At 35.5% G+C, this 20,974-nt stretch carries 12 protein-coding genes; 8 read left to right on the plus strand and 4 right to left on the minus strand.

All coding sequences use genetic code 11. The features are described 5' to 3' along the window. Window positions 1-70 precede the first annotated feature (70 nt). Window positions 71-4,288: a two-component regulator propeller domain-containing protein gene (locus tag AAC069_RS06340; protein WP_339919638.1), complete on the minus strand. Its 4,218-nt coding sequence runs from the start codon at window positions 4,286-4,288 to the stop codon at window positions 71-73. A 1,303-nt stretch (window positions 4,289-5,591) separates the two neighbouring features. After that, window positions 5,592-5,810 (minus strand): hypothetical protein, encoded by a 219-nt coding sequence (locus tag AAC069_RS06345; protein WP_339919639.1) that lies wholly within the window; start codon window positions 5,808-5,810, stop codon window positions 5,592-5,594. A 55-nt stretch (window positions 5,811-5,865) separates the two neighbouring features. Between AAC069_RS06345 and AAC069_RS06350 the strand changes: the two genes are divergently transcribed. The 8 genes from AAC069_RS06350 (at window position 5,866) to AAC069_RS06385 (ending at window position 19,945) form a co-directional block, all read left to right on the plus strand. After that, window positions 5,866-6,288 (plus strand): hypothetical protein, encoded by a 423-nt coding sequence (locus AAC069_RS06350; protein ID WP_339919640.1) that lies wholly within the window; start codon window positions 5,866-5,868, stop codon window positions 6,286-6,288. Window positions 6,289-6,779: 491 nt separating this feature from the next. Beyond that, window positions 6,780-7,295: a DUF4402 domain-containing protein gene (locus AAC069_RS06355; protein ID WP_339919641.1), complete on the plus strand. Its 516-nt coding sequence runs from the start codon at window positions 6,780-6,782 to the stop codon at window positions 7,293-7,295. Between the two features lie 106 nt (window positions 7,296-7,401). After that, complete coding sequence (locus tag AAC069_RS06360; protein ID WP_339919642.1) at window positions 7,402-7,875, plus strand: DUF4402 domain-containing protein; 474 nt, start codon at window positions 7,402-7,404, stop codon at window positions 7,873-7,875. Between the two features lie 101 nt (window positions 7,876-7,976). Further along, window positions 7,977-8,795: a molecular chaperone gene (locus AAC069_RS06365; RefSeq protein ID WP_339919643.1), complete on the plus strand. Its 819-nt coding sequence runs from the start codon at window positions 7,977-7,979 to the stop codon at window positions 8,793-8,795. Window positions 8,796-8,949: 154 nt separating this feature from the next. Continuing rightward, complete coding sequence (locus AAC069_RS06370) at window positions 8,950-13,902, plus strand: carboxypeptidase-like regulatory domain-containing protein (RefSeq protein ID WP_339919644.1); 4,953 nt, start codon at window positions 8,950-8,952, stop codon at window positions 13,900-13,902. Window positions 13,903-14,529: 627 nt separating this feature from the next. Beyond that, entirely contained in the window at window positions 14,530-15,291 is a 762-nt protein-coding gene (locus AAC069_RS06375; protein ID WP_339919645.1) for a LytTR family DNA-binding domain-containing protein, read from the plus strand. 74 nt (window positions 15,292-15,365) lie between these two features. Further along, entirely contained in the window at window positions 15,366-19,538 is a 4,173-nt protein-coding gene (locus AAC069_RS06380; RefSeq protein WP_339919646.1) for a PAS domain S-box protein, read from the plus strand. Further along, on the plus strand, window positions 19,535-19,945 hold the full coding sequence (locus tag AAC069_RS06385) for a response regulator (RefSeq protein ID WP_339919647.1): 411 nt from the start codon (window positions 19,535-19,537) through the stop codon (window positions 19,943-19,945). The genes AAC069_RS06380 and AAC069_RS06385 overlap by 4 nt, the downstream gene beginning before the upstream one ends. Before the next feature lie 583 nt (window positions 19,946-20,528). Here the strand turns inward: AAC069_RS06385 and AAC069_RS06390 are convergent. Next, complete coding sequence (locus AAC069_RS06390; RefSeq protein WP_339919648.1) at window positions 20,529-20,705, minus strand: hypothetical protein; 177 nt, start codon at window positions 20,703-20,705, stop codon at window positions 20,529-20,531. Then, complete coding sequence (locus AAC069_RS06395; RefSeq protein ID WP_339919649.1) at window positions 20,692-20,970, minus strand: hypothetical protein; 279 nt, start codon at window positions 20,968-20,970, stop codon at window positions 20,692-20,694. Before AAC069_RS06395 ends, AAC069_RS06390 begins: the two co-directional genes overlap by 14 nt. Between the last annotated feature and the right edge of the window lie 4 nt (window positions 20,971-20,974).

A 20,974-nucleotide genomic window follows, 5' to 3' on the forward strand; every position in this document is an offset into this window, starting at 1 on the left:
GCACAAGAAATAGTGTACACTATTTCATCAAAGGTGTATACAAGGCTGTATATGTTTTATTTTTAGGGATTTAATACTTGGGTTTGTACTTAACCTGATAATTTTTTGGAGTGATGTCGTACATCTTTTTAAACTCGCGATAAAAATAAGATCGGTTATTAAAACCAGATAGATAGCAAATCTCTGATACGGTTAAAACATTTTTTCGCAATAGTTCAGCGGCATGTTTTAATCTGATGGTGCGTATCAAATCGCCTGGAGTCAAACTAAAAATTTGTTTGGTTTTTCGATACAATTGGGAATTGCTGATGCCCAATTCTTTTTCAATAAAAAGACTTTGTAGATTCTCGTTATCTATATTCTTACGTATTAAATCAATAACCTTTTTAATAAATTCCTTTTCTTCATTTTCTATTGGAAGTGTAGCCAAGTTTTCGACAAGGTTGTCTTGTCCAAAATGTTTCAGTATCAATTCCTTTTCTTCGAGTAACTTTTGAATTCTTATTAATAGATGGTCAGGATGAAATGGTTTCGGGATATAGGAATTGGCACCACTCTCGATACCTTCTATCCGATGCAGTACAGATTCTTTTGCGGTAAGCATAATAAAAGGGATATGACAAGTTTGGATGTCCTTTTTTATTTTTTCGCATAATTCGATTCCATCCATTAAAGGCATCATTACATCACTGATAATAATATCAGGAATTTCACTTTTAATATTCTCTAAGGCTTCAATACCATTGTAGGCAATACTGAGTTTATACTTTTCGGATAATAATTCATTTAAAAAGGAATGGATTTCTTTTTCGTCTTCAACAATTAATATTGTTTTTCGATGATCAATCACAGCATCAAGTGTCGAAATTTTTTCAGGGACCGTATCAGTGGTATTTGGTATTTCCTCCAAGATACTTTTGAGGTGTTGAGAAATAAAAACTTGTCTAGTATCAGAATCAATATCGATTTCAAATTCTTTTTCAACAAAGGCTTTCTTGCCGCAAGGGATAAGGATTATAAAGCTGGTCGTTTCGTTCGCTATACTCGAAACTTTCACTTCGCCTTTAAGAACAGTAACCAGTTTTTTTATAAAAGCCAAACCAATACCAGTTCTAAACAAATCATTGTCAGTACTGGAATTAGTATCCGTTAATAAAAATTTATCAAACAGGGAGTCTAGTTTTTCTTGTGGAATACCTTTACCAGTATTTACAACCGTAATGTTTAATTTTTTGGAATTGGTTTTGTCGATAGAAATTTTCAGATCAATTTTACCATTTTCGGGTGTGTATTTAAAAGCATTTGACATTAAATTGAAAATGATTTTTTCAATCTTATCCTTGTCAAACCATCCATTTAATTTCGAGGGAATTTCAAGCTTGTATTCTATATTTTTATCCAATGCCCATTCATCAAACAATTCAGCAATTTGTTCGACTACGTTTACCAAGTCAAATTTTTTCACCACAACTTCTAAGTAATCAAACTCTGCTTTTCTGAATTCAAGTAATTGTTGCGTTAGGAAAAGCAATCTTGAAGAGTTTCGCTCAATCATTTGAATGAACTTCTGGTTTTTTTCGCTAAGATTCGTTGTTTCTGCTAGTTTTTGAATTGGGCCAACAATCAATGTCAGAGGTGTCAAAAATTCATGTGCAATATTAGTAAAAAACGAAAGTCTGTTCTCATGAAGCTCTTCTTCTCTTTGACGGAAAAGAATATTTTGACTTAATGACTGACGTTTTTTATAATAGCTAACAACAAATAATATGAAGAAGAAAAACAATATGGAGTAAATAAAAACGGCTAGGTTAGATTGCCAAATAATAGGTTTTACCCTGATGTCAATGGCGTGCACCGGTTTGCTCCACACGCCGTCACTGTTTGTCCATTTTACCCACAAGGAATAATTACCTCTTGGTACATTGGTAAATGAAATACTTCGTCTATTATTGATGTTATTCCAGTCTTTATCAAAATTTTCTAACTGATAAGCATATTGGCATTTTTCACTGTTAATATAGGTTAATGCTGATAATTCAATGTCAAAAAAGTTCTGGTCGTGATCCAATACAATGGCAGGTGGCGTATTGAAATCCGGCGAAATGACCAATCCCTGATAATAGGGAACGGCTTGGTTTCGGCCACTAATTTTATCAATCAACAGGTCAGGAACTACCGCTGATTCCTTTATTTGTTGAGGGAGAAAATAATTGAATCCTTTTATTCCTCCCATGAAAACGAAACCTGATTTCGGATCCTGGTAAAAAGCCCCGTCAGCAAATTCATTGTTTTGCAGGCCTTCGTTTTTAGTGTAATTAATGAATTTTGATTCTTCAACGATAAAATTAGATAATCCGAAATTTGTGCTGATCCATAGATTAGATTTTTTGTCGGAGACAATTCCGTGAATGGTGTTATTGGGAAATCCCTCTTTCACGGTGTAGCTTTTAAAGATGGCGCTTCCATCACTTCTTAGATCTTCCAGCAAATTCAATCCAAAACTAGTGCCTATCCAAAGCCTCTTTTTGTCGTCATTTTTCAGACACAATATATCATTATTCGATAGACTTTGAGAATCATCCTTTATGTTTTTATATGTGCGGAACAAGCCCGATTCTTTGTTAAAAAGATTAAGACCACCCAAACGAGTACCTATCCAAAGTTGGTTTTGATTCTTCGGGACTATGGAGAAAATAATATTACTACTCAAGGATTTTCCGTCCTCATTATCCGCAATGTATTTCCTGTATTGCGATAGCTTAAGTTTGTCCCCTGAACGTTCTATTTTGAATCGGATCATTCCGTAACCATTAGTTCCAAGCCAAACAAATCCTTTTTCATCCTGATAGATGGAATAAATTGACTTAAAATAGTCGCACTTTTCGTTTCCTAAAATTTCGGACCAACTGATGAGTTTAGATTTTTCTACGTCATAAACAGTGATGCCTTTTCCGTCTGTCCCTATAAATAACAAGCCGTTTTGTCCTTTGCATAATGAAAACACGGCATTATTAATGACGCTATTATTTTCATTGAAATTCGCATACTTTAAAGGTTCTTCGCTTTGATAAAAATTAGGAGGGAATTTAAAAAGCCCTTTTCCCTTTGTTCCAACCCAGAAAGAATTCCCTTCGAGTTTCAGAAATGCCCTAATAATACCACCGTCTAACTCCGGGATTTGTGTTTGTGAAATTAAATTGAAGGACTTTTTAAGGGGAAACATTTTAAAGATTCCATCTCCATCAGTACCAGTCCAAATCACATTTTCACTTCCTTGAATTAGTGTGGTAATTTTTTGATTTTTCAGATATTTTAACCACGATTTAGTGATGTTCGTTCCTATGCTATCAATGATGCTATAGCCTGATTTACCAGAAATAACAAGCCCACCAGGGATGTGACCTACGAAATTATCAATACTTTTTTCTGAAAGGACTTGTCTTTTTTTATCTATTAAGGAATATAAACTGGCGTTTCCCGAAGTTGGGATAATGCAAATCTTTTGACTTGTGATTGTTTCAAATGTTCGGATATTTTTTGAAATCAACTCTATTTTTGAAATTTTTTTTTCGGTTTTATTTGTATTGTCAATAGACAAAGAATAAAGCTGGTCATCTTCAAACAAGACCAATAAATCACCTTTGGAGCTGAACTCCATTTTTTTGACAGCCTTTCTTGGAAGATTCTTGGATTTTAATAATTGAAAAGCAGTACCGTCATAATATCCAATTCCAAAGTCTTTTACCGCGCAAAACACATTTTTTGAAGCATCAAGAGCCATGTTAAATTCTGATTCTGATAATGGAGGTTTATTCTCTCTGGAAAAGAAATAACGCTGAAAAGTATCCGTTTTTTTATCATATCGATTAATTCCATGTATTGTTAGTATCCATATTCGACCTGTATTATCTTCGCCTATTTTAAGGATTACCTGATTGCTCAGGCTGTTTTCATTATCCAATTCAGGTCTGAAAATTTTAAAATTATTTCCGTCATACCGATTTAGACCATCCCATGTACCAATCCAAAGTAAATTTTCGGAATCCTGAAAAATAGAATTAACGGAACTGTTAGATAATCCTTTAGTATTATCTAATTGCTCCAAAGAATATTTTAAATCTAAAGTCTTGGATGAATCTAAAAGCGGTTTAAGATTATCGTTATGCCTTTCTGGTCTTGCTGCTTCTTGAAGAGGAGTTAGTGCATTAGCTGGTGTAGTTTTTTCTTTATTCTTGCAAGCAATAAATCCTATAAAAATAAAACTAATAAATAAAATTTTAATTTTCAATTTAATAAATGTTTTTTGGATTTTCTGAAATCAACAATACCATTATAGATACCATCTCATAAATTATTTTTATTTTGTTGTTTGTAGATGTATATGGTATCCCGATGATTTTGAGGGTATATAACTCAGGCAAAAAAAAAACACTATATCGAAGTAAATGTTATGTAACCAAATGTACAAAAAAAATTATCAATAGAATAAGATTAATGGGCATGGGTTTTATGTATGAATGAAAATATTTTAGCTCAAAATTATTTTGTCAAGTTCATATGCAAGAATATTTTTTCTTATGACTCAAAGAAATACTTTCGGTTTATTAGCAAAAACCACAAAAACAAGCTCAAAAATTACTGCAATAAAGAAAAAACACATTTATAAATGGACTCAAAGACGAAATAAAAGCAGGTTTCTATTAGTTTTAAAAAAAAAAAAAAGCATGAAGTAAATACAAAAATATTTTACCCCTTTCAGTTGCCCCGAAAATGTTATATAATTAAAATGCCACTCCTTTACCAACACTTTGAGTTTTTTTGAAGCCTATTCCGTATCAGTATCTTTTCAAAAGAATAAATAAATTACAAGACTACATTTTCGTTCAACATCACGGGCAATCAAGCGGTCTCTCTTCGGTCGTTCCCTTTGTTCCGTTCGGCTGTTCCAGTCGGTCAACCGTATATTTTCATAAGAATATTTTTGTTTTACTATAAACTCTTTGTACTTAATCAATGGCATAGGTTATCCTCCGTTCTACAGACACTTCACAGCACTAAAAAAACAGCAGCTTGAAAATAAGCAGCTGTTTTTTTTGCACTGTTTCGTTCCTCATCTTCACACGCTCTCTTCCTGCGTTCGGTCGGGCTTATGCATCCTCAATACCGCTTCATTTCGTTACACTCCGCAGGCTACGTTTCACTGCATTCCAGCCATATTGTGTCTGCAACCCTCCGTTTTTTCAGCGGTTGCTCCTTCGCACAGCCATCGGGCTTGGCTCCGCTTACCTCACTTACGTTATCTTAGAAGCATCCATTTTCAATTATCAGTTATCCACTATCAATTATCAGTTGGTTCGGTCACTTTGCCCTAAATCAAGGTACACCGCCATAAGGCGGTTGTTTTTTATTTCTTACCCGCCGTTTCACGCTCATAGCCGCTACATTTCGCTTCGTACCTTCGCTCAACTCTCGCATCTATGGTGACTGTTCGATTGCCGCAACCCCGCCACGGCGCTCCTCATCCGCAAAAAAAAGTTCCTTGCCCTAAAAACGGGCACCACTTTTTTTGCTCCTTGCGGTGCTTGGGGGTGTTAATTGCCGTTTCCATAAGAACTCCCCTGAGAAACTACAACAAGTACGATAGTGCATTTTTCTGAAAAGAAAAAGAAAAAAATCCAGCAAGAATAGCATTCATTCCTCACTTCCAGTCGGTCATTCTTCCCTCCATTTTCGTTCGTCATTTCTGCTGTTATAACGGCTTTCTTTTTTTCTCTTTTTCCTTTTCCGAAATGATAATTCTTCGCATCCAAAAGAATATAAAATCAGCGAAAAAAATTAAGGTCGAATCTTTAACACCAAAGCGCTATGCCGAATTTTATCATCAAAACACACCAAAAAAATGCTATTTATAAAGGAAACCAAATCTTTATTCTGAACAAAGGAATGAACAGTGGCAAGCCTCAAAAAGAACCATTTACCAATAGCTTTGTAATCCTATTTCAAAACAATGACGATGCCGAAACAGTGTATTGGTTAGCTTATAGTTTATGGAAAGCAAAATTCTGGCACCAATCATTATTGGGGTCCGTAATTCCATTTTTAAGAATTACTGATTTCAAAAAGGATTTTATATCAAAAGTTAACGAAATGCTACAAGAACACGAGCTGCATAAAAAACAAATCCAGGCATTGAGGTTATTGGAACAAAAAGAAGATCGATGCCAGAAGAACATTGTACTCATTAATGAAATGAGAAGAGTGATATTGAATAGCTATTGCCATAAATAAAAATCCTTTCGGCACTTTACTTCATATGTAATCTAGATACCTAATTTTTAAAAATAGTAGCACACATACCAAGTGATTAAAGTTATATAAATTACCTTATGTGAGTACAAAAAACAGTTGCAATTCATGATAAATATTCTTTTTCCTCCTCTACGGTAAATAAAGTCTAAAACTTTGTTACTCTCTTAAATCCCTTCTAATAATGACGCATAACTGTCACACTCACTCTTTCACTATGGTTAAATCGATATTTTTTACTTTATTAAATAATTAGCTTAAGTTAACAATAAAATAACGAGTATTTCGATTTCAAAGCCTTACATCGATTAAAACACATTTTTTTAACTCCTTGCATGCATAGTCTATATTTTCATTAAATTAATGCAGCTACCGGTTATTCCTGTTGTCTTGCAGTTATTACTTCTTGTGTTGTATTTAAAAAGCTTTCCTTTTCCTTTGCCCAATAATTAAACCCCAAATCATTTTCTATTATGAAAAAAATTACATTTATTATTTCGATGATTACACTATGTGTTGGTTTTTCATCAACAGCTTCAGCACAAGTAACAGCTTCAGCACCTACTACTGCGACTGTTGTTGCTCCAATTTCAATTGTAAAAGCAACAGACATGAGTTTTGGAAACGTAGCTGTTTCGTCTACTCTTGGTACTGCAGTTTTAGCTCCTGCTAGTACTCGTACCAAAACAGGTGGAGTTACGTTACCGGCAACAACAGGTACTGTGACTGCTGCTTCATTTACAATAGGCGGTGACTCTAATTACACTTTTATTATTACGTTGCCTACAACGGACTTTACTATTACTAAAGCTACAACTTTAGAAACGATGATTGTTAATGCTTTCACCAGCACGCCTTCTGGAACTGGTGCTTTAGTAACTGGTGCAGCAACCGTTCTTGTCGGTGCAACTTTAAACGTTGGCGCATCACAAGTTGCTGGTATATATGCCAATGCCGCAGGCTTTCCTGTGACAGTAAACTATAACTAAGACTGTTAAAAAGGGTACTGCTAGTTTTTGCAGTACCCTTTTAATCATTTTTTACTGCTACTGTACATAGTAAAAAAGAGTAACTTATGAAACTGAAACTCCCTCCATGAAAAGGAAAATTTTACTGTTGTCACTATTTATTTTACCCTTTTCCGGCCTCTTAATGGCGCAAGTTCCAATCTCCATTATGAAAAATACGGACATGAATTTTGGTACTATAGCTATTTCAACCTCTACTGGTACAGTTATTTTGTCCACTTTCGGCTCAAGGACCGCTACAGGCGGGGTATTCCTACCATCCTTTACAGGAACTGTTACTGCGGCTCAATTTACAGTGTCTGGTGAGCCTAATTACACTTATGCAATTACGTTACCTGCAGCTTTCACACTTTACGAATCTGGAGTTGGTCCTGAATCCATGATTGTTAATTCTTTTACCAGTATACCTTCTGCCACTGGTTCTTTGACAGCCGGTACAGAAACTGTTCTTATTGGAGCAACGTTAAATGCCGGAGCCTCACAAGTTGCAGGTTCATATACCAATGCCACAGGTTTCGATGTAATTGTAAATTATAACTAGTAATACGAGAAGTCTGTTAGCCTTTTGCACATTGCTTTTTAATCCTCTAAACCGCTGCTGCCAATAATAAAATTGAAAGCTAAAATAATGAATGATTCCCCATGAAAGAGAAAATTTTACTGCTGTTACTATCGTTTATATCGTTTAATTGTCCAGTAATGGCGCAAGGGAATTTGATGATTTTTCCAAAACGCATCGCCTTTGATGGTATCCAAAACAGGATGCAGATTATCAACCTGTCTAATGTCGGGAAAGATACCGCCACCTATAAAATGTCGTACAACCAAATAAAAATGGATGAAGACGGCAATTTTATTTCTATCGAAGAACCGGAACCCAACCAGCGCTTTGCATCTTCCTATCTTCGATTTTACCCTCGCACCATTACTCTTGCTCCCAATGGGTCGCAAACAGTAAAAATACAGTTGATTAAAACCAATGAACTGCAACAAGGGGAATACCGTTCCCATCTTTATTTCCGTGCCGTTCCCAAAAACAAGGTTTTAGGCAATGAAGAAACCACCCATAAACCAGATGGCTTAAATATTAGTATAAAGCCGGTTTTTGGAATTTCGATTGCCAATATCATTACTATCGGAGAAACCTCCGTAGCTGTGACACTTTCGAATTTGGAAATCCAACACTCCGAAGAGGAAATTATCCTTTCCTTAGACTTTAATCGTAGTGGCAGCAGCTCATGCTACGGCGACATACAGGTCAATCATATTTCTGCTACTGGAATTACCACCAGCGCAGCCACTTTAAAAGGCTTTGCCGTGTATGCTCCTGGAAATTTACGCAGAACCAAAATAAAACTCATTGCCACCTCAAACATAGATTACACCAAAGGCCAGCTTCAGGTCATTTATTCCACACAAGACAAAGGAATAAAATATGCTGAAGCCTCCTTACGTTTATAACATCTTAAAATACAAAACTAACGTATTCCTCTAAGTTAGGTTTATTTGTTTTACTGCGTCCACCACAGTAGCTTTTCTTAGAGTAAATCCCTTAATTACCGCCGCCTGTCTTAATGAAGACGGTCTGTTACACATTAGAAAATATAATGCATAAGTGTATCAAAAAAAACATACTCTACCCAATAAATGGATTCCTTTCTACGGATTGTTTACACACAAGTCCGACACTCTTCTATATTTATTTATTATCCTATTAACATGTGTACATTCTTCTGTCAGTGCACAAGAACTCGACTGTGATGAAGTATTGCTGACGCTTAATGTGAAATACATGGGGAGTACCGAGCTACCCTCGATAATTTGTGGTAGTGAAGTGTATCTTTCGCTTCCCAATGTTTTTGATTATTTAAAGATTAAAAATACCACGAATACCACTTACAGCACCATGGAAGGTTTTTTTATCAAAAAAAACAACACTTTCAAAATTGATGAAAGTACCAACCAGATTACCTATAAAGAACGGGTAGTTCCGCTGAACACTGGCGATTTGATCCGCACCAATACCAATTTATTCCTGAAGGCTTCGTATTTTAAACAGATTTTTGAGCTCGATAACAACTTTGTTTTTAGTAGCTTGTCCGTTTCGATGTCATCTAAACTGGAACTTCCTGCAGTCAGTGAAGCACGAATCGCACAGCTTCGCGCCAATATTAACAAAATAAAAAACGAATTTACCGCCGATACAACCCTAGTCAGGGACAAACCCCTGTTTCACTTTGGAACCGCAAATTGGGCCGTGAATGCAAACCAGCAAACCAATGGCACCCACTCTGAAAGACTGCTTTTAAATTTGGGAGGCATGCTTGCCGGAGGGGAACTGACAAGCGCGCTTAACTACTTTAGCAATCAGCCTTTTGCATTAAAAAACCAATATTACCAATGGCGGTATGTCAATGAAAACAATAAATACATAAGCCAAATCACATTGGGAAAAATAGCCGCGTCGTCAACGTCTACTATTTTGTATCCGGTTGTCGGCGGACAAATCACCAATGCACCCACCCAAATCAGAAAATCTTTCGGCACCTATGCCTTAAGCGATCACACCCAACCGGACTGGATGGTGGAGCTCTACATCAACAATGTGTTGGTCGATTATATCAAAGCCGATGCTAACGGTTTTTTCTCCTTTAATGTTCCGCTGATGTACGGGCGCACTGAAATTTCGCTGCGGTACTACGGTCCTTGGGGTGAAGAACAGATTTCCGGTAAACAATTTGTGATTCCTTTTCAATTTCTTCCTGCAAAAAAAATGGAATACGTCCTGAGTTCCGGACTAATCGAAAACGGCAAAAACAGTCTTTTTGCGAATGCAAAAGTAAACTATGGACTTTCTGACCGTATCACCATTGGAGGCGGTGTTGAATACGTTTCATCTTTAGTAAACCAAAAAATCATCCCTTTTTTCAATTCGTCCGTGCGTATATCGCCCCAATTGTTTATTTCGGGAGCCTACTATCATAAGGTTATGTATAACGGTATATTGAACTACACAGCTCTTAATAACCTCCGATTGGAGTTAGATTACATAAAGTATAACAAGGACCAAGATGCCATCCGTTTCAATTATTCAGAAATGCGCAAGGCGACTCTATCCTTTCCCATACATACCGCACATTTTTCAGGTAATTCCCGATTCTCCTTGCAGCAAAATGTGTATAACACCAGTAAATATACTACTGCCGAATCTTTATTATCAGGAACGGGCTATGGACTGAACTTTAATTTTACTACCAATTTATTTTATTCCGCTACCGGCAAACCGTTTATTTACAGCAACCTGTCCACTTCGCTCCGCCTCCCAAAAGGATTCGTTTTAATCCCTCAGCTACGATACGATTACAATGAGGACGGCATCACTTCATTGAGAGCCGAACTAAAAAAACAAGTGTTCCAGAAAGGCTCAGTTCAGGCTTCTTTTGATCGTAATTTCAAGACCGGCAGCAGTTATCTGCAAATGGGTTTCCGATATGATTTCGATCATTTAAGCAGCAGTTTTTCGAGCAGTTTCACCAAAATTCAGGCATCATTTTCACAGTCGGCCAGCGGCAGCCTGATTTATGAGCCCAAAGCAGATTTTATCGATTTTAACAATAAGACCAGTGTAGGAAGGGCAAGCATGAAATTCATTCCTTTTTTGGACACCAACGGCAATGAAAAACGAGATCCCACCGAACCTCCAGTAATAGGTCTCCGGATTACATTAAATGGCGGAAAACAGATTAACTCCAAAGACGGAACCACAATAATTACAGAATTAGAGCCATATATAAAAAATCATGTGGAACTCAACACCAACAATATCAATAATATTGCCTGGCGCGTCAACGACAAAACCTTAAATATCACACTAAACCCCAATCAATTAAAAATAATTGAAATCCCTGTCGTTGTAGTAGGAGAAGTAGGTGGAACGGTAAACAGAAATGAAAACGGGAAATTCACTGGAACAGGTGGTTTAAAAATCAATATATATGATACTAACCATGTACTGACCAAAACCATACTTTCAGAACCTGATGGGTATTTTAGTTTCCTGGGTTTAAAATCGGGCAGCTATTTAGCAAAAATAGATTCGCTGCAATTACAAAATTTACAAATGACGGCAGAACCCGCTAGCACACCTTTTGAAATCGACAACGGAACTGATGGAGCAATTGTGGACAATATTGAATTTGTGCTGCAAAAAGGAAAACTTGGAAAATCAGATACTGAAACGATTCCGTTGAATAATCCAAGTAAAGCAGCAATTATTGACACTTCTGCAATAACAACTGATCAAATAGAGCATAGTGAACAAGTTGTTTATAGAGTGCAACTACTGTCATCTCCAATACAACTCCCGTTAAACCATCCTTGGTTCAAAAACAAAAAAGAAATAGTTGAATATAAACATCATGGTGATTACAAATATACTTGGGGCTCTAGTAGCTCACGCACTGAAGCCAACAAAATTAAAAACAAGTTGCGTTCGGAAGGGTATCACGATGCTTTTGTAGTGACTTTTTATCATGACAAAAGGATAAGCAGCCAAGAAGCTGTAGCAATTGATAAAAAGAATGCCGCTATTCAATTGGCAGCCGCTTCTCAAAAATCACATCTGGAGACCTCCAATTCCGACACTGCCCTTGCCGATGCAATTACAGAAGAACAATATGAAAGCAGTCCCGAAGATGGGCTAATTTTTACGACTCAGATTTTGGCTTCAAAAAAGAAAGTGGCTTTATCTGATTCGTTTTTCAAAGGTTTGAAGAACGTTAAAGAATACATGCATAATGGATTGTATAAATATATTGTGGGGATTAGTAAATCGATAGAAGAAGCAAACAAAAATAAAAATAAGATGCGTTCCCTAGGATTATCGGATGCATTTGTAGTCCCTTTTAATGACAATAAAAGGATAGGTAACAAAGAAGCCGAAGGAATTCGTAAAAAAAACAAGGCCATTCCCCTAGCAACAATTACTAAAGAATTACAAGCCGAAATTACCGTCCCTGACGTTCCTCTTACAAAGGCAACTGTGGCAAAACAGAATACAAATACCTCAGAGGAAGGATTAATATTCAAGACCCAGATTTTGGCTTCAAAAAAAAAATTGGCTTTAACTGATCCAATATTTAAAGGTGTGAAAGGCATTAAAGAATACATTCATAAAAAATGGTATAAATACACTATGAGTATTAGTAAATCGCTGAAGAAAGCGAACGAAATTAAAAACAAACTACGTTCACAAGGATTCTACGGGACTTTTGTGGTTCCTTTCTATCACAATAAGAGGACAAGTAATCAAGAAGCAGAAGCAATCAATAAAAAGAATGCAGCTGATTTGTTGGAAGCTGCTTTTCAAAAATTACAGTCGGATCAATCCAACGCAGATACTTCCGCTTTTGATTTAAATACGCAGGAACAGTATGGAGACAGTCAGGAAGAAGGATTAATATTCAAAAACCAACTTCTGGCTTCAAAAAAGAAAGTGGCATTAACTGATCCGATTTTCAAAGGTTTAAAAGACGTTCACGAGTACCAACATAAGGGATTGTATAAATATACAATGGGCGCCAGCAGATCGATATCAGCTGCAAACTATATTAAAAACACGCTGCGTTCCCAGGGATTTTCAACTGCTTTTGTAGTGCCTTTTTATAATGATGAAAGAATAAACTCCGGTAAAATCAGCGGCGTAGTATTGTATAAAAGTAAAAAATCGCTCGGTATGGCCGGCATAAGCATCCGTATTTATGATGTCGATGAAACCTTGATTACCTCCACCCTCTCGGAGGCCGATGGAACGTTTATCTTTTTGGGCTTAAAACCCGGGGCTTACACCGCTAAATTAGATGCAGGCCAATTAGATAAAGCACAAATGATCTTAACGACAAAAGCCCAAAAATTCAGTATTGCCAGGGATTATGAAGCTGTTGATGCCCATTTAAAATTTATACTTGAAGCAAAGGACCAACAGCCTCAGAAAACCGACCAAAATGAAGGCTCTTCGCAAAAAGGACTGGTTTTCAAGGTGCAGTTGATCGCTTCGCAATCGAGATTGTCTTTATCCAATACATTGTTTAAAGCTATGAAAGGAATCCAAAGGTATCAACATGAAGGGCTATACAAATACACTTGGGGAGAATCAAAAAGTCTCGATGGCATTCGAAAAATAAAAAAAGAACTCCAAAATCTCGGGTTCAAAGATACTTATATTGTCTCTTTCTATAATGGGAAGCGAATAAATATGCAGGAAACCACTGGCGCGGTTTACCTGGGGATGAATGGTACGTTTTATGAACTTGGTGGAATTACGATAAACATTTATGATGAAAATGATCAATTTATTACCGCCCTACTTAGTAAACCCAACGGCCGCTTTAGTTTTCTAGGCTTACGTAAAGGAAATTACAGCGCATCACTGGACCAGATTCAATTAGATAAATTACAGATGGTTTCGGATAACGCTTTCTTAAAATTCAGTCTTGATAATGAGGCGTACGAAGAGGCGGCAATGCTATTGAAATTTATACTTCGACAAAAAATAACAAATACTAAATAAATTTAAATAAAATCTCACTGTTAAACACAGTGATACAGCATTTGGTTTCATTTTTAAAAAGGCAAACACTTTACCAAAAACACTCATAAGACTAACAATCAATCACATTAATGTAACTGATCCAAAGTAAATGGCACAATACTTGACAGAGTATAAGAAAATAAAGAAAACCAAAAAAAATTAAAGATATAACACAAATCCAAAATAACGAGTATTAAAAGCGATACAAATGTCATGGAGCCTCATCTTTCCATTTATAAAAACGGATTCTATCTGATAAATTTCAAAAAGTCATGCCCAATCAATAATTAATGATCGCCTACTAGCCTATCTCAACAATAGAATCAGTTTATAAATGAAGTAGCAATTATCGAAAATTTTCCGCCGATTTGAGTTCAATATCAATACAACGATAATAGTTTTCAGATCACTTATTCTTAAATACAGTACGACTATTACTTTTGTTCTAAACAATACTAATATAAATAGTCAATGGTAAATCAATATCTTACCTTAAAAGATTAAAATTTCTCACTTTCATTTACATAAACCATTGAATAATAATATAAATTATTTCATTTATGTTTTTAATTTAACATTAGAACCTTTAACAACAAATTACAGCCTATGACGCCTATTAATGCGATAATCATAACCGAAGAAAAAGATACTTTAACGATTTTAAAAAAATTTGAAGAAGAAAACTTTATGATTATAAAAATAATTGGTGACGCAATATCCGGAATTGACGGAATTGACATAATAAAGTTGACAAAACCAGATGTCATTTTCTTAGATATTATATTTAAAGAGGATACTTTTTTTGAAATGCTCGAACAATTAGAATTTAGTTTCCCAAAACTGGTATTTATCTCTGCAAATGAGAATTATGCCGTCAAAGCATTCAAACACAATGCTATTGATTTTATATTAAAACCAATAGATTTTAATGCCATCATCTTAGCTGTTTACAAAGTAATCAAAATAAGGGAAATGGAGCGTTCTTATCAAAATCAAAAAATTAATGACATTAACACTTTGAATTCTTTTAATCGACCCAATGAATTCTTGGCAATTTCCTCATTAGATAAAATTGTTTTGATCCCTATGTCGGAAATTGTTTTTTGTCAGGCCGATGGGAAATACACTAATTTTCTCCTTATAAATGGTAAAAAAATCATGTCCAGTAAAAATTTAGGAGAATACAGTGCGTTACTGGATCCTAATTATTTTTTCAGAATCCATCATTCGTACATTATAAACATCCGCCATATTTCAAAAATTTCTAAAAAAGACGGCTATTTTTGTGAACTTTCAAATGGAATTACTTTAACTGTAGCCAAAAGAAGACAAGAGAATTTTAACAAATTTATAAAACTTAAAGAGTAGAAAATTAAAAATCGCACCTTAAAAATGCCTTATATGCTATCTCCATCAAATTAATATAAAGACTGATGACACTGATGAAAACTAAAATATTAATTATTGAACATGATACCAACGATATAGAATTGATTCAAAACGAGTTGAAAAAAGGTGATGTTAATTATACTGCACATACGGTGGGAACTAAAAAAGAGTATGAAAAAGCGCTTCCTATATTCCAGCCTGACATCATACTCTTTAATTATACTTTCCCTACTTTTGATGGTCTTACCGCTTTAAAAATAAGAGAAAATCTAGTACCAGAAATACCCTTTATTTTTATTTCTGAATCCATTGACAAAGAAAACACCGATGCTTTTATGAAAAACGGACTAACCACTTTTATACTCAAAAAACGATTATTCTCTTTAATAGATAAAATGAAACGGACACTTCATGAAGCTGAGCTGGCAAAATTAAATAAATTACTGAAACAATCTGAAGTAAAAAGGACAGAAGAATTAGCCCAAAATGAATCGAACTATAAGTCTTTAATCGAGAGTAGTATGGACGCTATTCTTCTGACAGTAACTGACGGACAGATTCTTATGGCCAATGCAGCGGCCTGTGAAATTTTTAAAATGACACAGGATGAAATTTGTAGCTCAACAAGACTAGATATTGTAGATGGTAAAGACCCACGATTACAAATACTATTAGATGAGCGTGATCACACGGGACGGGCAAAGGGAGAACTTACCTTAAAAAGGAAAGACGGCAGTAAGTTTCCCGGAGAAGTCACCTCTATAGTGTATACAGATCCTTATGGACAAGAAAAAACTTCTATGACAATTAAAGATTTAACGGAACAGAAACAGGCAGAGCAGTCTTTGAAAGCAAGTGAAGCATTCAGCAGAGGAATCCTTGATTCATTAGCTTCTCACATCGCTGTTATAAATTCAGAAGGAACCATTCTTAAAGTAAACAAGTCATGGAATACATTTGCGCAAAATAATGGCGGGAATTCTACCGATAAATTTGGTGAAGGAGCGAACTATTTTGATGTATGTGATAGTAAGAATACAGAAGACGTTTCATTTAAAGCATTGAAAGGAATAAAAGACGTACTTAACGGCTTCACAAATGAATTTTATTTAGAATACCCTTGTCCTTCTCCCGAAACAGAAAGATGGTTTTACATGAAGGTAAATAAGTTTGAAAGCTTTGAAACTATGGTATTGATTGAACATCATGATATATCTGAACGCAAAATGGCGGAACAAAAACTTTCTATAACAACTAATGCGTTACAGCGGACATTGAATGATCTCAACAATATATTGGATTCGTCATTGGACGTGATTTGTTGCTTTGATGAAGAAGGACGATTTGTTAGTGTAAACGCTGCTTCAGAATACATTTGGGGATATAAATCCCATGAACTGATTGGCAAAAAATATATGGATTTTGTGTTTCATGAAGATGCTGAAAAAACTATAAATGCCGCTGCCATCATCAGAAGTGGTGAGCCTGTTACCATATTTGAAAACCGATATGTACATAAAGACGGTAGTATAGTACCCGTGCTATGGTCCTCCAAATGGGATGAGAAGGACCAATTATTTTATAGTTTAGCCAAGAATGCAACCGAGAAAAAGAAATTAGAAAAAGCTTTTGAGTTCGAAAGAAAGCGGTTTTATGATTTGTATACCCAGGCTCCTTCCTGTATGGGTATTTTAAAGGGACCCAACCATGTCTATGAATTGGCCAATGATTTATATTTACAACTGATTGACAAAAAAAAGGATATCATTGGCAAAACCGTAAAAGAAATATTGCCAGAACTCGAAGCACAGGGAATTTTTAAATTTTTAGACACCGTGTATAAAACTGGCGAAACTTTTTCAGCCAATGAAATGCTGGTAAAATTTGATTTTCATGGCAATGGAAAACTGGTAGACACCTATCTTAATTTTATCTATCAGGCGCATAGAGACGATGATGGTGATATTGATGGCATTCTTTTCTTTGCCAATGATGTCACGGAACAAGTACTCTCTCGACAAAAAATTGAGGAAAGCGTGTTGCGTTATACTTCCCTAATAGAACAAGCAGGAGATGCCATTTGTTTCATTGATTCGTCAATGAATATTATTGAAGTAAATCGCTACGCATGCGAGAAATTAGGGTATTCGAAAACAGAAATTCTACAGCTTTCTCTAGATGACTTTTTTTTAGAAGAAGACCTTAAGGCAAACCCTTTAAAAATTTATTTATTAAAAGAGGGGAAGACCCTCAGGGGTGAAAGAAGAATTAAAAGAAAAAATGGTAGTTTAATTGAAGTGGACTTATCCGCAAAAATGCTGAACGACGGCACTTTTCTCATCTTTATACGTGATATCAGCGAACAGAAAAAAGCACAGCAAGCAGTTGTGGAAAGTGAAAAGAAATACCGTCAAATCGTAGAAACCGCTCAGGAAGGGATATGGCTGATAGATCAGAATCACCAAACCACCTTTGTTAATAATAAAATGTGTGAAATTCTTGAGTATGCGCAGGAAGAAATGATGGGAAAGGATATTTATTCTTTTATGGATCAAGAGGGGAAGAAGATTGCGACTAAATTAATGAAGAGGAAAAAAGAAGGTCAGCCAGATCAAAGACATTTTAAATATATTTCCAAGTCCGGAAAGGAAATCTGGACTAATGTTGTTGCCAATCCGCTGTTTGATGAAACTGGTATTTATAAAGGAAGCCTGGCTATGGTTACTGATATTACAGAAATTAAAAAAGCACAACAAACCCTCAAGGAAAAGGAAAAAAAATACAGGTATCTCTTTGACAATAACCCCATGCCTATGTGGGTTATTGATATAGTTACTTTTAAATTCCTAGATGTAAATAAAATGACAATCCTGCAATATGGGTTCAGTCGCGAAGAATTCCTTTCGATGACTGCTTTGGACATAAGGCCAGAAAAAGATAAAGATGATTTTAAAAAATTAAGTGATCTTTCAGGAATTAACGCATCAAATTTTAATAGAGGAATATGGAATCATAAAAAGAAAAACGGAACCGTCATTCCAGTTGAAATCATTGCACATGAAATCATCTATGAAGGAGTTCCGGCACGCTTTATCCTTTCAAACGACATCACAGATCGCAGGAAGACAGAACTGAATCTTAAAAAACGGAACAAAGAATTAGCCGATTATAAATATGCTTTGGATGAAACATCCATCATTGGGATTACAGATCGAAAAGGAAGAATCCTTCATGCAAACGACAACTTTTGTAAAATCTCAAAATACAGTAAGGATGAACTAATAGGTCAGGACCACCGCATCATCAGTTCAGGATATCATTCTGCCGCCTATATCCGCAAGCTCTGGGAAACCATATCTAGCGGAAAAATCTGGAAAGGCGAACTTAAAAACAAGGCAAAAGACGGAACATTTTATTGGGTAGATACTACCATTACACCCTTTCTAGATGAACATGGAAATCCTTTTCAATACCTTGCCTCCCGATTTGACATTACCGCCAGCAAAAAAGCAGAGCTGAATCTTGAAAAACGAAATATAGAACTTATTAAAACAAATACCGAACTCGATCGTTTCGTCTATAGCGTATCGCACGATTTACGTTCCCCACTTACCTCCATTCTCGGGCTAATTTCTTTTATTGAAGAAGAAAGCAAGGAAACGGACACACTTGAACATGTAACGATGATTCGGATCAGCATAAACCGACTGGATGAATTCATTAAAAATATTCTAAGCTATTCTCGAAACAATCGTACCGGTCTGGAAGTAGACAAAATTCCATTACAAAAAACTATTATTGATATTGTGGACTCACTTCACAGTATGAAAGAAGCGAAAGAAATTCATTTTGAAATTGATATCAGGGAACATAACCCTTTTTATTCCGACAGCCTGCGTTTTAATACTATATTGGTTAATCTGATTTCTAATGCAATAAAATACCATAAGAAAGAAGAATCCGGGGGGTATATAAAAATAACCGGTCAGTCAGATCCCGAAAAATTGGTACTGACCATATCCGATAACGGAATTGGTATTGCACCAGCGTACCACCAAAAAATATTTGAGATGTTTTTTCGCCTGTCGGGTAAAACAGATGGTTCCGGTATTGGCTTATATATCGTAAAGGATACCGTTGAAATATTGCAGGGTTCCATTGAAATCCAGTCAGAGGAAGGAACTGGAACCTCTTTTATTATTACACTAAAAAATTTAAAACCATGATAACAGACCAACAACCGAAATTTGAAACCGTAATGATCATTGATGACAATACCGTAGATCTGTACATCACCTCCCGCTTGATTTCTAAAAACTATTTTGGAAAAAAAGTCTTGGAGTATTCAGATGCAAAAGAAGCGCTGAAATATTTGCAGGACAATCAGGAAAATATTTCTGTTTTACCACAGATCATTTTTATAGATATATACATGCCGCTTATGTCGGGTTTTGAATTTTTGGAAGCCTACGATAAACTGCCACTTACTTTAAAAGACTATTGCAAGGTATACATTATTTCATCAACTATCGATGATAATGACATCGCCCGTGCCCGGAGAGATAAAAACGTCGTTTCCTTTCAGGTAAAACCCATCAATAAAGAGTTTCTTGCTCGTATTAATGTTGACTAAAGACCCGTTTCCTCCATTTAATTCTAAAATTTTAAAGATCTGGGCTAGTCTTTAAAATTTTAGAATTTTTCTATATCAAGAATGCACCAGTAACATCAATTTTGAGTAATGACATCATATAAAACAGAACCACTTAAGCCTTTTCAGTTTTTTTACCTTCTGCTCAAAAACTAATTAAAAGACCAGTTTTTCACTATGACGGTCACTTATTAATTTACGTTTTGTAAGTTAGCAAGTATACATTAATTTAAGCCTTTGAAATTGTTATTGATTTTGTAATTATTTTATTAAAAACAGTATGATATAAAAAATGACTTCCGAAAAACCAAAATATTAATAGTCGATTCCTTTCAAGCAAATGTTGATTAATGTACAGAGCAACGCATATCTGGATGTTGAAATAAGCGGGCTGCTTTTTAAAGAAGTGACAGGGTCGGATTTTCTTTCTAGTTTTAAAAAAAAATAAGATTTATTTTTTACCATAATTTTAGAGACAAAGGCAAATTGTCACTTAAAATAAAAAAGCCTGATCTTGAGATCAGGCTTTAAATAATCCCGAAAAGGTTACCAAGCCAAAACCGAATTACTTCTTTTTTGATTTTGTCAATCCTTTTAAAAGGAGCGAAACGATAAAACTAATAATAGCTCCTACAATTGCCAAGATAACTGTTTTTACAATATCCTCAGAAACAATATTGGGTACAACACTCAACAAAGTTCCAGATGCTGTTCCAATTTGCAGGGTGTTATTTGATTCCATCACGTGGTGAATTTTGATTGTCTTTTCTCATTCTATTTATGAGTTCATTCTCTGCTTTCGCATCATCATCAACTGTCATTTGACTCACTGCAGAAAGAACTCCTCCAGCAACTGCCAAATATCCCGCAACACTAACTACAACTGTTGGCAAAACTACTGGTGCCGCAATCACACTTCCACTTAGGCCCAACAATGCCAAACCAATACTTCGCAATACTCTGAAAAACTTCGGAGTGGGCAATTTTGTTCTTTCTACTACATTCATAATT

It is taken from the genome of uncultured Flavobacterium sp. (genome assembly GCF_963974175.1).
Taxonomy (GTDB): Bacteria; Bacteroidota; Bacteroidia; order Flavobacteriales; family Flavobacteriaceae; genus Flavobacterium.